General features: G+C 70.0%; 14 protein-coding genes. 9 read left to right on the top strand and 5 right to left on the bottom strand.

All coding sequences use genetic code 11. From position 1 onward, the window contains the following. Positions 1-206 precede the first annotated feature (206 nt). From ACYVF7_RS19640 to ACYVF7_RS19630, 3 genes are read left to right on the top strand one after another with little or no spacing between them, the layout of a single operon-like run. Positions 207-1361, top strand: coding sequence for a M23 family metallopeptidase (locus ACYVF7_RS19640; RefSeq protein ID WP_460342325.1), 1155 nt, complete (start codon positions 207-209; stop codon positions 1359-1361). Continuing rightward, complete coding sequence (locus ACYVF7_RS19635; RefSeq protein ID WP_460342322.1) at positions 1348-2259, top strand: hypothetical protein; 912 nt, start codon at positions 1348-1350, stop codon at positions 2257-2259. The genes ACYVF7_RS19640 and ACYVF7_RS19635 overlap by 14 nt, the downstream gene beginning before the upstream one ends. Then, positions 2256-3731 carry an NADH-ubiquinone oxidoreductase-F iron-sulfur binding region domain-containing protein gene (locus tag ACYVF7_RS19630; RefSeq protein ID WP_460342319.1) on the top strand — a complete coding sequence of 492 codons (1476 nt, stop codon included), beginning with the start codon at positions 2256-2258 and terminating at the stop codon, positions 3729-3731. Before ACYVF7_RS19635 ends, ACYVF7_RS19630 begins: the two co-directional genes overlap by 4 nt. Before the next feature lie 26 nt (positions 3732-3757). Here the strand turns inward: ACYVF7_RS19630 and ACYVF7_RS19625 are convergent, their stop codons facing one another. Next, a complete protein-coding gene (locus tag ACYVF7_RS19625; RefSeq protein WP_460342316.1) occupies positions 3758-4597 on the bottom strand; it encodes an NAD(P)H-binding protein in 840 nt (279 codons plus the stop codon). Positions 4598-4728: 131 nt separating this feature from the next. Here ACYVF7_RS19625 and ACYVF7_RS19620 point away from each other — a divergent pair, with 131 nt between their 5' ends. Continuing rightward, the gene (locus ACYVF7_RS19620) at positions 4729-5715 is read left to right on the top strand and encodes an AraC family transcriptional regulator (protein WP_460342313.1); all 987 of its coding nucleotides are present in this window, start codon (positions 4729-4731) and stop codon (positions 5713-5715) included. 132 nt (positions 5716-5847) lie between these two features. Here the strand turns inward: ACYVF7_RS19620 and ACYVF7_RS19615 are convergent, their stop codons facing one another. Further along, a complete protein-coding gene (locus ACYVF7_RS19615) occupies positions 5848-6321 on the bottom strand; it encodes a MarR family winged helix-turn-helix transcriptional regulator (RefSeq protein WP_460342310.1) in 474 nt (157 codons plus the stop codon). An 89-nt stretch (positions 6322-6410) separates the two neighbouring features. Between ACYVF7_RS19615 and ACYVF7_RS19610 the strand changes: the two genes are divergently transcribed. After that, entirely contained in the window at positions 6411-6848 is a 438-nt protein-coding gene (locus ACYVF7_RS19610; protein WP_460342307.1) for a DoxX family protein, read from the top strand. 69 nt (positions 6849-6917) lie between these two features. Here ACYVF7_RS19610 and ACYVF7_RS19605 read toward each other — a convergent pair whose 3' ends face one another. The 3 genes from ACYVF7_RS19605 to ACYVF7_RS19595 form a co-directional block, all read right to left on the bottom strand. Continuing rightward, positions 6918-7934 (bottom strand): ROK family protein, encoded by a 1017-nt coding sequence (locus ACYVF7_RS19605; RefSeq protein WP_460342304.1) that lies wholly within the window; start codon positions 7932-7934, stop codon positions 6918-6920. Positions 7935-8039: 105 nt separating this feature from the next. Beyond that, the gene (locus ACYVF7_RS19600) at positions 8040-8924 is read right to left on the bottom strand and encodes an SAM-dependent methyltransferase (RefSeq protein WP_460342301.1); all 885 of its coding nucleotides are present in this window, start codon (positions 8922-8924) and stop codon (positions 8040-8042) included. A gap of 91 nt (positions 8925-9015) precedes the next feature. Beyond that, positions 9016-12039, bottom strand: coding sequence for an FHA domain-containing protein (locus ACYVF7_RS19595; RefSeq protein WP_460342298.1), 3024 nt, complete (start codon positions 12037-12039; stop codon positions 9016-9018). 278 nt (positions 12040-12317) lie between these two features. Here ACYVF7_RS19595 and ACYVF7_RS19590 point away from each other — a divergent pair, with 278 nt between their 5' ends. From ACYVF7_RS19590 to ACYVF7_RS19575, 4 genes are all read left to right on the top strand, one after another. Beyond that, positions 12318-13931 (top strand): MFS transporter, encoded by a 1614-nt coding sequence (locus ACYVF7_RS19590; protein WP_460342295.1) that lies wholly within the window; start codon positions 12318-12320, stop codon positions 13929-13931. Positions 13932-13986: 55 nt separating this feature from the next. Continuing rightward, positions 13987-14652 carry a DUF402 domain-containing protein gene (locus ACYVF7_RS19585; protein WP_460342292.1) on the top strand — a complete coding sequence of 222 codons (666 nt, stop codon included), beginning with the start codon at positions 13987-13989 and terminating at the stop codon, positions 14650-14652. A gap of 1072 nt (positions 14653-15724) precedes the next feature. Further along, positions 15725-16264 carry a MauE/DoxX family redox-associated membrane protein gene (locus tag ACYVF7_RS19580; protein WP_460342289.1) on the top strand — a complete coding sequence of 180 codons (540 nt, stop codon included), beginning with the start codon at positions 15725-15727 and terminating at the stop codon, positions 16262-16264. A gap of 383 nt (positions 16265-16647) precedes the next feature. Beyond that, a complete protein-coding gene (locus ACYVF7_RS19575) occupies positions 16648-17637 on the top strand; it encodes a WD40 repeat domain-containing protein (RefSeq protein WP_460342286.1) in 990 nt (329 codons plus the stop codon). The last annotated feature ends 41 nt before the right edge of the window (positions 17638-17678 follow it).

Below are 17678 nucleotides of genomic sequence, written 5' to 3'. Positions count from 1 at the left end.
GCCGTGACGATCTCATTCCGCTCCGCAAAGCCGACCTTCCCTGTGACGTTTTTTCACGTTTTCAGCGCTCGAAAAGGCCATAAAGCCCTACACTCCTCTCGCAATCCGGTTTCGATCACCTAACGATCGTCCTCTGGAGAGGCAGGTCGATGCCGAGGACTCACCGAAGGCACGGACGGCTCGGCCCCCCACGGCGCCGGAGGCCGGTGGCGTCACTGGGCGACCGGATCTCCGCCCTGGGCAGCGTGGTCGTCATCGCGGTGGGGCTGATGCTCGCCGCGATCGTCGAGCAGGTCGTCATGCCGCCGTCCGCCCGGCACCCGGTCGCCGAACGGCGCCGCGTCCACGCGACGCCCACGCGCACGCACCGTACGGTCTCCGCCCATCCCTCACCGTCCCGGACCCCGGTCAGCCCGGCCACTCAGCTGAGCCGGAAGGTGGAGAAGGTGGTACTCGCCGAACGCAGCCCCGCGGCCCGGCGTAACTACGGCGTCAGCACCCTGAACACCCCCATCGTGCGGCTGAGCAGGATGGACCGCCGTGACGACTGGGCGTTCGGCACCGAGACGATCCCCCCGCCGTCGGACATGACGGTGATGCCGGAGTCATCCGTCTTTCTCGCGCAGATGACGGGGACCGGCTGGGAGGTCGCCCTCGCCGGGACCCCGGAGTTCGCCGCCCTGCTGAACAAGGCGCCGGCCTCCGTCGTGTCGGACGCCGAGCGGCCGGTGCTGGCGAAGTTCAGCGCGGCGGCCGACACCCCGCTCGACACGGGCCTCATGCTGCCGTGGAGCATCGGACAGTCCTGGTCCCTCCTCGCCTCGGACCAGGGCGTGTCGGGCTTCGACGGCGGGGACGGGCGCGTCGTCGCCGCCGGCGACGGCCGGATCTACCGGCTGTGCTCCTCCGCGCCCGGGCACGGACTCGTGCTCCTGATCCACCCGAACGGGCTGGCGAGCGAGTACTACCAGCTCAGCGACGTCACGCGGGTAAGCGACGGCAGCCTCGTGAAGCGCGGCGACTACCTCGGCCGTACCGGCACCGAGCAGCCGTGCGGAGGCGGGGAGGCGCCGCAGCGGATGGTCCGCTTCGCGCTCAGCGACGCGGACGGCCCGATGCGCCTGGACCGGCTCCAGATCGGCGGCTGGACCCTGCGCGAGACGGCGGCGGCGACCTTCGCCGAGCGCGCCGGTGTCCGCGTCGACTCGGGCAACCCGCTGCTCAACTTCGGCGTGATGCCGACCTCACCGCCCGTACCGTCCGGAAGCCCCTCCCCCTCCGGCACGCCGAAGTCCGGTTCGCCGAGCGTGCGGGTCCCGAACGTCCCCCTGCCCGGCGGGAGCCCCAATGACAGCCTCTGAGCGGGTCGCCGGCCCGCGGCACGGCCCCCGGGAGACCGGGGCGCGGCGCCGCGGGGTGCGGGACCGTCCCCCCCGAAGACCCGGCCGCGCCCGGACGACGCTGGTCACGCTGCTGCTCCTCGCCTTCGTGCTGGTGGTCGGCCGGACGTCGCAGGGCGCCGCCCTGGTCGTGCGGCTCCGGGCGTTCCTGGAGTTCTACGTCGGCGTGTTCGCGCTTCTGGCCGCGACCGCCGCGGTCGTCGCCGGCGTGGCCGCCGCGCAGCGGACCCTGCCGATCGGCCTGCGCATCCTCGCCCAGGGCGCCCACCGCGCGACCGCGGTGATGGCCGTCGGTTTCCTCGCCACGCACATCGTCCTGAAGGTCATGGAGGCGCACGCCGGCGTGCTGGACGCGTTCCTGCCCTTCACCGGCCACGGGCGACGAGCCGTCCTGGTCGGACTGGGCACCATCGCGGGCGACCTGCTGGTCGTCATCCTCGGCACCGGGGTGCTGCGCGGCCGTTTCGTCGGCAACGCGCGGCCGTGGATGTGGCGTACGGTGCACGCGCTCGCGTACGTGATGTGGCCCTTGGCGATCATCCACGGTCTGATGGCGGGCCGTCCGCCGAAGGCCTGGGTCACGTGGAGCTACATCATCTGCGCCGTCCTGGTACTGATCGCCGCGACGGGCCGGCTGCCGCGCCTGGCCCGGGACCGGCGCATGCTCCGCGCCCGCAAGGTCCGGGGCGACGGCCGGGTGACGGGCGGCGGCGCCGGAGCGCGCCACGGCGGCGCCGATCCCCGCGACCGGGTCGACGCGAACGCCAAGAGCTCCGCGGACAGCGGCGACCTGCCCGACGAGCAGTTCTGGGCGGCGCTGCGCGCGGAGACCGCGCCGTGGCTGGGCGACCGCAAATGATGGACTACCGGTACGTGGGGCCGCCGCGCCTCGGCCGCGGACTCCACCGTCACCAGCGGATCGACCAGACAGCGCACCGGGAGATCCACGGGGAGTTCCGGCGGCGGAGCGTGCGCGAGCTGATCGCGCTGGCGGAGAAGGTCGACCTGCGCGGCCGAGGCGGCGCCGCCTTCCCCTTCGCCCGCAAGGTCAAGGCGGTGATCTCGGCCGCCCGCCGTCAGGACGCCCAGACGGTGGTCCTCGTCAACGCCACCGAGGGCGAGCCCGCCAGCGCCAAGGACAAGCTGCTGATGGCCCGCACCCCGCACCTCATCCTGGACGGCGCGATGCTCGCCGCCCTCGCGCTCGGCGCCCGCGAGGTGGTCATCGGCGTGACGGACGGCGGCCGGGCCGGCCGGTCCATCCGCAGCGCGGTCGTGGAGAGCAACCTCGGCGGGTTCATCCGCGTCGTCCGGCTGCCGGAACGCTTCGTCACCGGTGAGGGCGGCGCGCTCGTCAACGGCGTCAACGGCAATCCCGCGCTCCCGCCGGGCCGCAAGGTACGCGCGGCGGAGCGCGGCGTGGACGGGCTGCCCACCCTGCTGTCCAACGCCGAGACGTTCGCCCAGCTCGCGCTGCTCTCCCAGCTCGGGCCGGACCTGTACGCGGCCATCGGGACCGCCGAGGAGCCCGGGACCGTCCTCCTCTCCGTCTGGGGATCCAGCGGGCGGCCGGTCGTCGTCGAGGCCCCCGCCGGCACCCCGCTGTTCCAGGTGCTCGACCTGTGCCGGGCGGACGTCGGCCAGGGCGTCCTGATGGGCGGCTACCACGGCGCGTGGCTCCCGCCCGCCGCCGCCAACCGGGCGCTGGTGTCGCGGGAGGACATCGCCAAGGCCGGCGCGAGCCTGGGCGCGGGCATCATCCTGCCGCTCGCCCCGGACGTCTGCCCGCTCGGCGAGGTCGCCCGGGTCGCCGCCTACATGGGCCTGGAGACCGCCGGGCAGTGCGGCCCCTGCCGCCTCGGGCTGCCCGCCCTCGCCCGGTCCCTGCGCGCGCTCGCCGAGGGCGACTCCCGGTCCGACGCCCTGTCGGCCGTACGGCAGGGCATGCAGGTCGTGAAGGGGCGCGGGGCCTGCCATCACCCGGACGGCACGTCACGCTTCATCGCCTCGGCCCTCGAGGTGTTCGCGGAGGACGTCGCGGTCCACCTGGCCGACGGGTCCTGCGGCCGGCCGGTACGCGGGCTGCTGCCGATCGACGGCGAAGAGGCGGCCTCGGAAGAGTCCGAGGACACCGGGCTGCGGCTGACGGTGGACTGGGCCCGGTGCGCCGGGCACGGCCTGTGCGGGCACCTGGTCCCCGACCTGGTGAGCCTGGACGAATTCGGCTTCCCGGTCGTCGAGAGCAAGACGGTACCGCACCGGCTGCTCCGGCAGGCCCACCAGGCGATCGACATGTGCCCCGCCCTCGCGCTGCGCCTCAAGAACCCGTGACGGTCCGCTGACAGGCCCCGAACAGGTCACCGGGGCCATACCTCCTTGGCGTACGTTTCCAGGCTGCGAGGCGGGTTCCTGGTGAGCCGGTGAAGGTCGTCGGTGACGGTCGCGTACACGCCGGTCCTGACCTCCTCGAACAGGTGCAGCATGTGATCGATCCAGGCATCGGGACCGCCCGACCTGGCGAAGTAGGCACGGTGTTGCGGCACCGTGGCCTCGACGTGACGGATCGGGCGGCCGGAGGCCATGGCCAGCACCTCGGCGACGCGGCCGAACGTGATCGCCTCCGGGCCGGTGATGGTGTAGCACCGCCCGTCGTGGCCGTCCTCCGCCAGCACCGCGACGGCCGCGGCGGCGACGTCCCGGGCGTCGACGAAACCGACCAGGCCGTCACCGCTGGAGGCGTACAGCTCGCCGTCCTCGCGGAGCGCCCGGGCGAACACCCGCTCGTCCTCGTCGAAGTTCTGCAGCAGCCAGTTCGGCCGCAGGATGGTCCATGCCCTTCCGGAGCGCTGCACCGCCAGCTCCGCGGCGCGCCGCGATGTGTCGGCCAGGGTGCGTCCGACGGCGGCTTTGGACATGAACACCACGCGGCGCGCCCGCGGAGCCGATGCGATCAGCCGGGCGAAGAGCCGATCGGCCTCGGGGTTGCTGTCCAGGCCCTTGAGGAACAGAGTGTCGGCGTCTCCCAGCGCCGGCTCCCAGGTGGTCTCGTCGTACCAGTCGAACAGCACCGGCGTCACTCCGGGCGACGGCTCGCCGGGATGACGGCCGGCCGCGCGTACCGGCACTCCGGCGGCCGTCAGTGCCTCGACCACGCGCCGTCCGGCCTTACCCGTGGCGCCTTCGACCCATACGTTCATCGCGTCTTCCTCCTCCGATGTCGATCAATCGTTCAGACGCCACGATAGGTACGGCAGTCGAGACGCATAATGGCTCAAAGTCTCTGTTCATTGTCCGTACGTCTCATCGGCTCGCGCGTTACCGTCACACCGTGGACGTACTCGCGGACATCCTGACCGCCATCCGCGTCGGGCGGCCAGTCGCCGCGCACACTCAGGCGGACGCACCCTGGGGACTGCGCTTCGACCATGTCACCGGCGCCGCCTTCCACGTCGTTCTCCAGGGCACGTGCCGGCTGACCCCGCTGCCGGACCGGCAGGGGCCCGGCGAAGGCACGGGATTCGAGCCCGTCGACCTCGGCCCCGGGGACGTCGTGCTGCTGTGCCGCGGCCTGCCGCACACGCTGGAATCCGCGCCCGGGGCGCCGCTCACCGGCTTCTCGCCGCAACGGGAGTTCGCCTCCGCGCCGTACGGCCGAATGACGGTGCCCGGCCACGGCCCGCGCTCGACGATCGTGTGCGGCGCGTATCGGCTGGAGCGCAGGCAGCCGCATCCGTTGCTGCGCGATCTGCCCGAGGTTCTGCATCTGCCCGCGCTGCCGGGCCGTCACGCCGGCCTGCAGGCGATGGTCGCGTTGCTCAGCGAGGAACTGCGGACAGGGCCGTCCGGCGCGGCGGCGGTGGTCCCATCGCTGGTGGACGCTCTCCTCGTGTACATGCTCCGCGCCTGGCTGCGTGAGTCCGACGGCGCCTCCGGCTGGTCCGCGGCGCTCGCCGACCCGGTGACCGCCCAGGCACTCGCCGCCATGCACGCCGAACCCGCGTACCCGTGGACCGTCGAACGGCTCGGCACCGTGGCCGGCCTGTCCCGTGCCGCGTTCGCGCGCCGGTTCACCGCGCTCGCCGGGGAGGCGCCGCTGACGTACCTCACCCGCTGGCGGATGACCGTCGCCGCCCGGCTGCTGCGCGACACCGACCAGACCCTCGCGCAGATCGCCAAGGACGTCGGGTACGGCTCCGCGTTCGCCTTCGCGAAAGCCTTCCGCCGCGAATACGCCACCACGCCGGGCGGCTTCCGCACCTCGATCCGGGCCGGCGCGGAACATAGCGGTCCTGATCACTCCGGTCGACCGGAATGAGCGCGTGACCTTCCCGTGGGGACCTCGCGTCGTCGTGCCGGGCGCTGATCGGGTCCAGCCCGCGCCGCGTCTCGCACCGAGGGCCGGGTCAGCCGATCCCGAGAGCCGGGTCAGCCGATCCCGAGAGCCGGGTCAGCCGGTCCGGTGTTCAGGTGAGGCGAGGTGGTCGGCGAGGGTCTGGCTGATGGCGCCGAGCCATCGGACCTGCTCGGGGTCGAGCGCGTCGAACAGCGCGCCCCGTACGGCCTCGACGTGTCCCGGCGCGGCGGCGGCCAGGGCGGCGAAGCCCTCGTCGGTGAGGACGGCGAGCTGACCGCGCTTGTCGGTCGGGCAGTCCTCCCGGCGCACCCAGCCGCGCTCCTCCAGCCGCGCGATCGCGTGCGACAGCCGGCTCGCGGAGACGCGGAGACCGTCGGCGAGCACGGACATGCGCAACGCCCGGTCGGGGGTGTCCGAGAGTCGGACCAGGATCTCGTAGTAGGCGTGCGGCATGCCGGAGTCACGACGGAGCTGCGCGTCGACCGCGTCGAGCAGCAGCCGGTGCGCGTTCAGGTAGGCCCGCCAGGCGCTCTGCTCGTCGGGGCTCAGCCATCGTGTCTCGCTCACCGGCACGATTCTAGCCGAGTTGTTGAGCATTCAAGTAGCTGCTAAGTTCTTGAACGCTCAAGAAACCGGCATTCAGGAGGACCTCGCTCATGACCCGCCGTATCCCGCCGCCCGTGGTCGATGTGGCCCTGCTCGTCGCCCGTGTCGCGATCGGCGTCGTCTTCGTCGCCCACGGCTGGCAGAAGTTCCACACCAACGGCCTGACCGCGACCGGCCACGCGTTCAAGGCGATGGGCGTCCCCGCCCCGACCCTCTCCGCGTACTACGCCACGTTCGTCGAGCTCGGCGCCGGGATCCTGCTGATCCTCGGGCTGCTCACGCCCATCGCCGGAGTGCTGCTCTTCCTCGACATGGTCGGCGCGTTCCTGACCGTGCACGTCGACAAGGGCCTGTTCGTCGACAAGGGCGGCTACGAGCTCGTCCTCACCCTCGCGGCCGTCACCCTGGCCCTCGCGGTCGTCGGGGCGGGCCGCGTCAGTGCCGACGGCCTGTTCTTCGGCAGGCGCGCGTCCGCGGACGCCGCCTGACCGGTCTTCCCGGCCGCCCACCGCTTCGTCGCGGTGGGCGGCCGCGTGCTGTGTGACCTAGGGCGTGTCCTAGTCCTGCAGGGTGTCGCGGGCGGCGATGGCGGCACCGCGGGCGCCGGCCATGTCGAGGTCGGGGACGAGCGCGAACTCCGCGACGCGCTCCTGTTCCTCCCGCAGCACCGTGTGCTCGCGGACCTTGTCCAGGAACCACCCGCGGAACCTCGGCCCGGTCTCGACCACGCCCCCACCGACGAAGTACGCGCTCGGGTCGGTGAAGTTGGCCGCGATCGTGAACAGCCGGCCGAGCGCGATGGCCTGCTGCTCGAAGATCCTGAGGGCGAGGGGGTCGTCCTTCTCGCCGTACCCGCGCACGAGCTTCGCCGCCTTGCCGAGCGGCTCGGCGCTCAGCGGGTGGTCCGGGAACCGGCTCAGCCAGTACGGCAGCAGGTTGTTGGTGATCCCGGTGAGCGAGGCGACGCTCTCGGCGTCGGCGGAGAAGCCGCAGTTGCAGGCGGGCACCGGCTGGGCGTCCTGCAGGAGCCCCTCCATCGGGATGTTCACGTGCCCGAGCTCGCCGGCCATCCCGGCGGCGCCCTTGACGACCTTCCCCGACTCGATCACACCGCCGCCCAGGCCGGTGCCCACGATCGCCGAGATGGACGAGTGCCCGAAGGCGTCGGCGCCGAAGTGGGCGTGGTGGGCGTACAGCGCCGCCGCGTTGCCGTCGTTGTTGTAGACGACGGGCAGGCCGAGGCGCTCCTCGAGGGCGGTGCGGATGTCGAAGCCCCACCACTCCGGCTGCGGGAAGTTGGTGGCGCCCTTGCTGGAGATCACGCCGGTCGCGCTCGCCGGTCCGGGGGTGTCCAGGCCGACCGCGCGCACCTGCGCCCGATCGACGCCCGTCACCTCGAGGACTCCGGTGAGGGCCGCGGCGAGGGCCTCGACGGCCACCTCCGGCCCTTCGAGCACCCGGCTGGGTGTTTCCACGAGCCGATCGACGAGGAACTTCCCAGCGGCGTCCAGCACTGTCGCGTTGTTGCTGGTCCCGCCGTTGTCCAGACCGACAACCGCCCACGTCTCCGGCATTCCACATCCCCTTTCGGCCCCATGATGGTACGGCTCCGCGGACGGCTCGCACACCAGGGAGGGCTCTCTGATCCGGCGGCGCACCGCAGGCGGCTCCGGGCCAGGTCAGCGACCGGCGCCCTCGCCCGGTCCGGCGGGCGGTTTGACGGCGACGGCACCGTATCCCCAGATGTTCTTGATGCTCTGCTCCAGGATCTCCATGGGCTCGTCGTCGGGATTCCACCGCCCGGTCAGGCCCGGCTCGACGAACTCGAACCCGTCGAAGAAACGCGCGATCTCGTCGAAGGTCCGCATGTTCATCGTGGACGAGGCGTTGGCCCAGCCTGCGGAGGCCTTCTCGCCGGTCTCCGGATCCGGATCCATCGTCGCGTGCGTCAGCATGAGCATGCTGCCGGGCGCCAGCTCGTCACACAGCCGCTTCACCAGGCCGTACGGGTCCTCGTCGTCGCGGATGAAGTGCAGGACGGCCACCAGCATCAGGCCGACAGGCCGGTCGAAGTCGATGATCTCCCGCACCTCGGGATTCGCGAGGATCGTCTCCGGCTCGCGCATGTCGCCCATGACGATCGTGACCCGTCCCTGCTCCTCGTCGGACAGCAGCGCCCGGGCATGGGTCAGCACGATCGGGTCGTGGTCGACGTACGCGACACGGGCCTCGGGCAGAATCTCCTGGGCGACCTCGTGCACGTTGCCGGCGGTCGGGATCCCGGTGCCGACGTCGAGGAACTGGGTGATGCCGCGCCGCACCGCGTAGCGGACCGCGCGGCGCAGGAACAGTCGGCTGAGCCGGATGCTCTGCGCGATGTCCGGCATCGCGGCGAGCACTTTCTCCACGGCCGCGCGATCGACGGCGAAGTTGTCCTTGCCGCCCAGCAGATAGTCGTACATGCGCGCCGTGTGCGGCACGGACGTGTCGAGCGTCAGGGGCCGCTGGACCTGCGCGTCGTCGGCGGACGACGACGACCAGGGCTCTCTCGATTCGGACGCCATGGCACCTCCAGGTTCGAGCGCCGTCGGGCGTGGTGATCAACGATACCGAGGGGGAACACCGCCCGGTGTTCCCCCTCTCGCGCGCGGCGCGCTACTTGCGCATGACCTCGGGCTCCTGGCGGCGGAGCATCCGCGTGACCAGGAACGTCAGGACGACCACCTGGACGACCATGATCCCCATGTCGAACGCCCACGTGCCGGTGTCCTGTTTCCACAGTGGGTCCGGCGCGTCGCCCCGGCTGGGGATCAGCACACCGGCGTTGAGCGTGCCGGCCATCGCGGCGAGCGCCCACCGGGCCGGGACCAGCCAGGAGACCTGCTCCAGCCCCGGCTTGCCGTCGAGGTGCACGAGGGCGCCGCAGAACACGACCTGGACCAGCGTGGTCATCACCAGGAGCGGCATCGTCATCTCGCTGGTCTTGACCAGCGCGGAGATCAGCAGGCCCATGGTCATCGCGGTGAAGGACAGCAGGGCGATCGCGAGCACCAGCTCGACCAACGGAGTCGTGATCACGCCCTTGTCGTGCGTCTTGACGCCGAGCATGGCCACCAGGGTCAGCACGACGCCCTGCGCGATGGTGACCAGGCCGAGCACGAGCAGTTTCGAGGCGAGATACGCGGATCTGGACAGTCCGACCGCGCGTTCTCGCTGGTAGATGGCTCGTTCCTTGACGAGTTCGCGCACCGCGTTGGCGGCGCCGGTGAGGCATCCGCCGATGCACAGGATGAGCAGGAGGTTCGCGGCCTGGCTGTCGTTGCCGGGAGGCGCCAGCAGGTTGCCGGTGGGCACCGCACGGGCCAGCAGGCCCATGATGATCGGTAGCAGCACCGTGATGCCGAGGAACATCGGGTCGGCGGCGATGCTGCGGCAGTAGCGGCGGATCAGCGTGCTCAGCTGCTCCGGCCAGCTCTGCGCCTTCGGCGGCTGCTCGAAGTTGCCGCCGACCGGGCCGGTCTGCGCGACCGGCTGGACCAGCTCCGACTGGACGTACCGCTGGTGCTCCTGAGACTGCAGGTAGCGGCCGCCCCAGTCGATGGACGGGTCGTCGAACGCCTGGAACACGTCCGCCCAGTCGTCGAACCCGAGGAACGGCAGCGCCTCCTTCGGCGGGCCGAAGTACGCGATCCGTCCGCCCGGCGCCATGACGAGCAGCCGGTCGCAGATGTCGAGGTTCGCGACGCTGTGCGTGACGACGGCGACCGTACGGCCGTCGTCGGCCAGGCCGCGCAGCATCTGCATGACCGACTTGTCCAGACCCGGGTCGAGGCCGGAGGTGGGCTCGTCGAGAAACAGCAGCGACGGCTTGGTGAGCAGCTCGAGGGCGACGCTGACGCGCTTGCGCTGACCACCGGACAGCGACGAGACCTTGTTGTCCCGGCGGTGGTCCAGGCCCAGCTCCTTGAGCACCTCGTCGACGCGCGCCTTGCGCTCGTGCTGCCGGGTGTCGTCCGGGAACCGCAGCTCGGCGGCGTAGAGGAGCGCCCGGCGTACGGTGAGCTGCGTGTGCAGGATGTCGTCCTGCGGCACGAGCCCGATGCGGGAGCGCAGCTCGGCGTAGTCGCGGTACAAGTCACGCCCGTCGTACGACACCACGCCCTGGTCGGCGGGGCGCAGGCCGGTGAGCGCGCGCAGCAGCGTCGACTTGCCCGAGCCACTGGGGCCGATGACCGCGACCAGGCACTTCTCCCCCAGCGGGAAGGTCACGTGGTCGAGCAGCACCTTGCCCTTGTCGACGGTGACGGTGAGGTCGTGGGCGCTGAGCCGGACCGCTCCGGCGTCGACGTACTCCATGAGGACGTCGTCCACCAGGTGGAACGTCGACGGCCCGATGCCGATGATGTCCTGCGGGCCGATCGGCGCGCGCTCGACCCGCCGGCCGTTGACGTAGGTGCCGCTTCGGCTGCCCAGGTCGACGATCTCGTACGTGCCGCCGGCGGAGCGCAGTTCGGCGTGCTGGCGCGAGACGCGGAGGTCGGCGACGACCATGTCGTTCTCGGGGCCGCGGCCGATGCGCACCACCTTGGAACCGCCGAGGTTCCGGATGTGCGCGGGCTCGCGGTACTGACCGCTCATCGTCTGCACGATCGGCGACCGCGGGCGCGGGCCCTGTGCCGGGCCCTGCCCCGGGTGATGCGTCGGGGCGCTCTGCCAGGCGGGGACGCCTCCGGGGCCGGGCGGAGCCTGGTACGGGCCGCTGCCGGAGCCGGGTGGAGCCTGATACGGGCCGCTGCCGGAGCCCGGCGGAACCTGGGTCGGGACGCCGCCGTACCCGGGCGCCTGCTGCGGCGCGGTCCCGTACGGGGAAGGCTGCTGCTGGGGCGGCACGGGCGCCCCGGGAGCCGCGGTCGGCGGGGCCTGACCGGGGTACGCCGCCGGCGCCGGCGGGTAGCCCTGCGGCGCGGTGCCACCGGTCGGCGGCTCCGGCGCGGGCGGATACCCGTGCGGGGCCGTGCCGCCCGCCGCGGCCGGTCGCTGGGACACGTCCGGCGCGGGCGGATAACCGTGCGGCGCGGTGCCACCGGGCGCGGGCTGCTCCGGCGCCGGCGGGTAGCCGTACGGCGCGGTGCCACCGGGCGTGGGCTGCTGGGGGACCTCAGGAGCGGGCGGGTAGCCGTGCGGCCCGGTACCGCTTGCCGCAGCGGGCCGCTGAGGCGTCGACGGAGGGTACTGACCGGGGATGCCCGGCTGCGACGGCCCGGCAGGCTGAGCGCCCCAGGGGGCGTCCTGCTGGTACGGCGACTGGGAACCGGGCGGGTCGGCCGGCGACTGCGGCCGCCCCGTACCCGCCGCAGGCGTCTGTCCGGGACCGGGCGGCGCCGCTTGGCCCGCCCGGAAGGTCAGCGGAACGCCCTGCTCGGGGTGGCCGAGCCGGATCTCGCTGCCGGGTCCGACCGCGACCCGCTGGATCCGGCGACCGCCCTCGTACGAGCCGTTCGCGCTGCCGTTGTCCTCCAGCACCCACTGACCGGCGTCGAATCGCAGGGTCGCGTGCGAACGGGAGACGCCGTCGACGGCGACGACGATCTCCGACCCAGGATCCCGGCCCACGCGGTAGGTACGTCGTGGATCGAGAGCCACCGACGTACCGTTGCCCTCCACGACAAGCTGCGTCACGAAACAACCTTCCCGTCACTGCCCCGAAGGCCCGCTGGGTGGCGCGTCGGAGGCGCACATCCGCTGGTCCGACGGTAAACACTAGGGCTTGGTTCCCAGACGCTGCAATGTTTCGGAAATTCGGTAAGTATCGCCTGCGACCGTTATGTCGGATGCGAGAGGTTCGCACCTCTCGGCGCGCCGGATTTGCCCCTCGCCCCCGCATCCCCGATCATTGACCGAATGTCCCCCGAGCCTCACGAGCCTCACCAGGCACATCCGGGGAGTGCCGCCGGGCGATGACCACCACGCTACAGCCGGCACCTACCGCCGACGCTCCACGCACCCGACGGCCCGCCCACCGGCGATGGCTGTCCCATCCGATCGCGCTCGCGACCGCGGCCGCCGCCATTCTCCACCTTCTGTGGGCCTTCTACGCCGCGACGGACGGCGGAGACCTCGCCGCACAGTACGCTTGGACCAGGTTCGCGTTCCGCCATCCGGGCTCCGCGTACGACTTCGCGTGGTACGGCGGCATGCACCCGGCGTCCTACAGCGTCCTCGCGCCGTACCTCATGGCGCTCATCGGAGTGCGCACGGCCGCAGTGATCGCCGGCACCCTGTCGGCCGCCCTGGTCGCCCTGCTGCTCGTCCGCTCGGGGATCTCTCGCCCCCTGGCCCCGGCGCTGTGGGCCGCGTTCTCGCTGTCCTGCAACGCCGTCTCCGGCCGCGTCACCTTCGCGGTGGGCCTGCTGTTCGGGCTGGCCGCCGTGACCGTGGTGTTCGTCCCCCGGGGCCCCCGGCCGCTCCGCGCCGCCGCCGTCATCACCCTCGGGCTCCTGGCCACCCTCGCCAGCCCCGTCGCCGGGCTGTTCCTGGAAGTCGTCGCCGCCGCGCTGTTCCTCTCGCGACGCCGCCAGGCGGCGTACGCCGTCGCCGCCGGCCCGCCCGTGGTCGTCGCGGGATCCGCGCTGTTCTTCCCCTTCAGCGGCGTCCAGCCGTTCGCCTGGTACCTCGTCGTCGCACCGCTCATCGCCTCCCTGGCTCTCGCGAAGTACGCGCCCCGCGAATGGCGGATCGTACGCATGGGCGCGGTGGTGTACGCGATCGGGACCGTTCTCACCTTCATCATCCCGTCGCAGGTGGGCAGCAACGTCGACCGCATGGCCCTGCTGTTCGCGGGCCCGGTCCTGCTGGCCGCCGCGATGCGGCGGCGCATGGTGATCCTCTACGTCGCGTTCGCGGCCACCGTCATCTCGCAGATCGTCCGGCCGGTCTTCGACCTCGTCAACACGGCCGCGAACGTCGGGCACACGACGAGCCTGGTGAACGAACTGCGCCGGGTCCGCGCCGACCGCGGACGGGTCGAGGTCGTGCCCGAACGCACCCACCTGGAGGCCTCGGAACTGGCCTCGGAGGTGAACCTGGCACGCGGCTGGAACCGCCAGGCCGACGTGCAGCGCAACGCCGTGTTCTACGACGGCACACTCACCCCGGACACCTACCACGCGTGGCTACGCCGATGGGCCGTCGGCTACGTCGTCCTGCCGTCGGCCCAACCCGACTGGCAGGCCGAGGAAGAGGCCCGCATCGTCGGCGCGGGCCAGCCCTGGCTGAAGCCGGTGTGGCAGAACCGACACTGGCGCTTGTATCGGGTAACCGACGCCGTCCCCCTCGCCGACCCGCCGGCGACCGTGGACCAAGCCCTCGACAACGAACTCGACGTCACCGTCACGACCGCCGGATCGGTACTCATCCGCGTCCCGTGGTCACCCTGGCTGAAGGTCCTCGACGGCCGCCCGGGCTGCCTGGCCAAGGCGGGCGACTGGATCCGCCTGTACGCCCCCGAACCCGGCAAGTACCGCATCGCTGCCCCGTACCGCCTGCCGCGCGGCTCCTCCTGCCCCCGCTGACCCCGCGGCATCCGTCTCTGACATCCGGCGGTATTGCCGTGGGAACATCAAGAGCGTGACGGTCGACGGGACCGGGGCGCCGACGTTCCCCCAAGGGTCCACGGTGGTCTGCCGGGACGTGCTGCGGGGCAAAGTGTGGTCGGCGGCCCCCTTTCGAGTGATCCAGGACACCGGCACCGTGCTGATGCTCGCCTGCTGGCCCGGTGTCGAGATGGTCGCACCGACCACCTGGATCAAGTGGCTGCGCACCGGCGACGATGCCGTGCGCAAGCAGGCCATCCCCAACCTGGCCTCCGGCCGCTGGGAACTGGACCGGTGGGTCTGGCGGGACACCACTTTGCTCAGGCGGTACGAAGCCGGTCGGTACTTCAGCGTCAGCCGGTTCTTCGACGCCGAGGGCCGCTGCGGCGGCTGGTACGTCGACTTCGTCCGCCCCTTCCAGCGGATTTCCGTCGGCATCGACACCTTCGACCTGCTGATGGACCTGGTCGTGACGGCGGACCTGTCGTCCTACCGCTGGAAGGACGAGGACGAATACGCCCATGCCCGCCGCCTCGGGCTGATCGACGACACACTCCACCAGTGCGTCGAGACCGCACGTCGGCAGGTCGTCTCCCTGATCGAATCCCGCCAAGGCCCCTTCGCCGACGACTGGTCATCCTGGAAACGCGACCCGTCCTGGCCTGCGCCGGCACTCCCCTTCGACGGGCCCACCGGATAGGCAAAGCGTAGGGAGCCGCTTCGCGAGACCTACTCGGGCGTATTAGGTTCCTGGAACATGCATTCGTCGGTGAACCCGACGTGGTCTGGCGTACATCTTCGGCCAGCGACTGCATCAACAAGGAACGTCCGGGTTCGCAGTCCCGTAGGGCGTTGACCGCCATGATCTTTACGTAGCGCCGGCGAGCTCAACCGGCCCAACCGTACTCGGCGAGTTGCTTCGCCAACCGTATTCGTCCAGCTCAGACATGGTCTCCCGCTTAACATCGCTCCCGCCGCCATTACTCGACTTGTCTATATCTGGTCAGAGATCGGTCGAGACGGACCATATCTGTTACTTTGATAGCAATCAGTCGAATGGCCAACATGTTGCATAAATGCCGCCAGACAACAGCACTGGATCGCACGCCGAGTTAAATTTCACAGGAGGTATTTGCGTCATGGAAACACCAAGACGCCGCTTTATTAAGAGTGCCATAGCAAGTCTGGCCGTGGCGGTCCCGGCAGTACAGACACTTGCCTCTAGAGCGTCTGCCGACCCTTCTTGTGGCTGCGGTGATCCGTGTTCCGCCGTCTACTCGTCCTATCAAGGGAACTACTGTGGACCGTACACTGGATGCCCTGTCGGGAATCACGAGAACTGCTATGGGATCTATTACTACTATAGTCGATACAATGGCCAGTACTGCTATGAGGAAACCGTAAGTCTCGGCCGCTGCAAGTGAACGACTCCAAAGAAGGGGCAATGAGGTGAAGTTCACCACGTTTGCCGAGGTGCTAACTCCTGACCATCCTTTTGCGCAAGCGCAAGGACACCTCCTCAAAGATGTCCTCGATAGACATGAGGGCCGATATGAAGTTCGCCATGACCTTCCTAGCAAGACAAGGGAAGATCTTCGGCGCCTTGCTCAACTTACCTCGGATAAGAAGCTAGCGGAAATCGCAGAAGCGCCCTGGATACTGATTTCTCTAGAGCATCTTCGCCACCTAGATCCCAATACGACACACATCGTGTTCGGTTCGAGGATTCACCGCGAACCAGGCGACGGACCGCTTCCTGGGTTCGACCGTTAATGCTCGCCATCTCTGCACTCTCGGGCGCTTACCTGGTTGGGACCTTCACATCTACCGGACTCGCCAAATTGCGGCGCCGCAAGGCCGCCACAATAGGACTGATCTCTGAAGCCGTTATTCCCGAGAAATTCGCACATATCACCGTCCTCTGTCTATCGACCCTAGAATTGACAATCACCACCCTCGTCGTAATGGGGATTGACGCCTTTATGGTCGGCCTGCTTACTGCTGTGATATTTTTTATTTTCGGAATCTACCGTTCTCTGAGTGCGGTGAAGACCGGACGCATATCATGCAGTTGCGCTGGAACCGCACGTCGCAGCAATGCCAGCATTTCTAAGATTTCCGGAATGCTGTTCGCTTCGCTTGTTCAGGCCGCCATCGCATGCATATGGGCATTCGATCCGATTTCGCCTAACGGCAAGGCGGAAGTCTTCCTGACGTTCGTGGCAATCATTCCTGTTGCCCTATTCTGCATCGGATTCATCCCTGAGCGCCGAAAATCCGCAGGCGATGCCGCGGGCTCAGCTACCACCTGACTTTCCTGCACCGCCAGCGGAAATTACAAGCCTAGATCCAACCTCGTGGGCTTCAACCGTTGCTTCTTAAGGTTGCAGGCGTATCCCCATTCATGGCGGCCGCCGACGAGGCCGATTCGTGTCAGCTCGTAGACGGGAGTCTTCGAAGGCGTCCAGCACGCGCCATTTCTCGACGGTGAGTCCGGTCAGGAGGAATTCGCGGACGATGCCTTCTCCGGAGACCAGTCTGGGGTAGACCCGTTCGGGAAGCGCGGCGACTCGCCATCCCTCGGTGGCTACCGTTCGTGGTCCGGGACTCGGTCGATGAGGGCGAAGAGGACGGTGAAGCGCGTACAGATGTGGATCTTGGACGGTACGTTCGCACCATGCGTACGCGATCGGCAATGCTGAGTAGTGAAGTACCCTCGGGGTCCCGGATCACGGACTTCACTTTGGTCGAGACCGCGGCTGGGCCGCTCGTCGTCTGCGCCGACTCTCGGTACGGAGGCGTGTGGACCTGGGATCCCCTGCGCGACGTTTGGCAGGACCGGCCCCTGGCCTTCGCCTGCGCCGGGGACCCGCTGGCCGCGCAGTATCCCGATGCCGAGAACGACATCGATTCGGTGGCCGCGGTCGTGTCCGGCGGGCACGTGGTTCTCGCGGCGGGGGGCGACGAGCAGGGTGTTGCCTTCTGGGACCTCGAGCGCGGCGAGCTGATCCGGGGAGCGAACTTCAATGACGACTACATCGCGGCCATCACCGAAGTACGGGGCGAGGGGCCGCCACTGTTCGTGACCGCCACCCAGTACGCGGAGGAGATCCTCGTGTGGAGTCCGTCCGCCGAGGAACCCCTCACGGAACTCCCGAACGACGTCGACGGCATCGCCGGCCTCACGGCCAAGCATGGCGACGGCCTCTCGATGGCGGCAGCGGGCGGGGCCGACGGGATGGTCGCGGTGTGGGATCTGACGCGAGGCGAGAACGTGGCGACGTTCTCCACCGAGGCGGGGGACGTACCGGCGCTCTCCCTGTCACGTCTCGCGGACGGCCCGGTCGTGGCGGCGGCGGTCGAGCAGGACATCTACGTGTGGGACCTGACCGGAGATCCCGAGGACGATCCGATTCACGACCCCTTGGCAGGGCACGAGGAGACCATCCGCGCCCTGGACACCGCCACGTTCGACGACCGCTGCCTCGCGGTCACCGGGGGCGACGACGCGACGGTGCGAGTCTGGGATCTGCGGACCGGCACGCAGGTCGGCGATCCGCTGTCCGGTCACAAGGGCGGCGTCGAGACGGTCCGGACCGCCGTGTTCGACGGACGTCACGTCGCGCTGAGCGCGGGGCGGGACGGCAGGATCAACGTCTGGGACCTTCAGGCCATGGCGCGGTAGACGGCCGGCCGACCACGAGACCCTCGTCGGGCGCGGTGGCG

The sequence above is a fragment of the Actinoallomurus acanthiterrae genome, assembly GCF_054775715.1.
The sequence above is the reverse complement of the archived record's forward strand: the minus strand, read 5'-3'. Positions and strand labels throughout refer to the sequence as shown.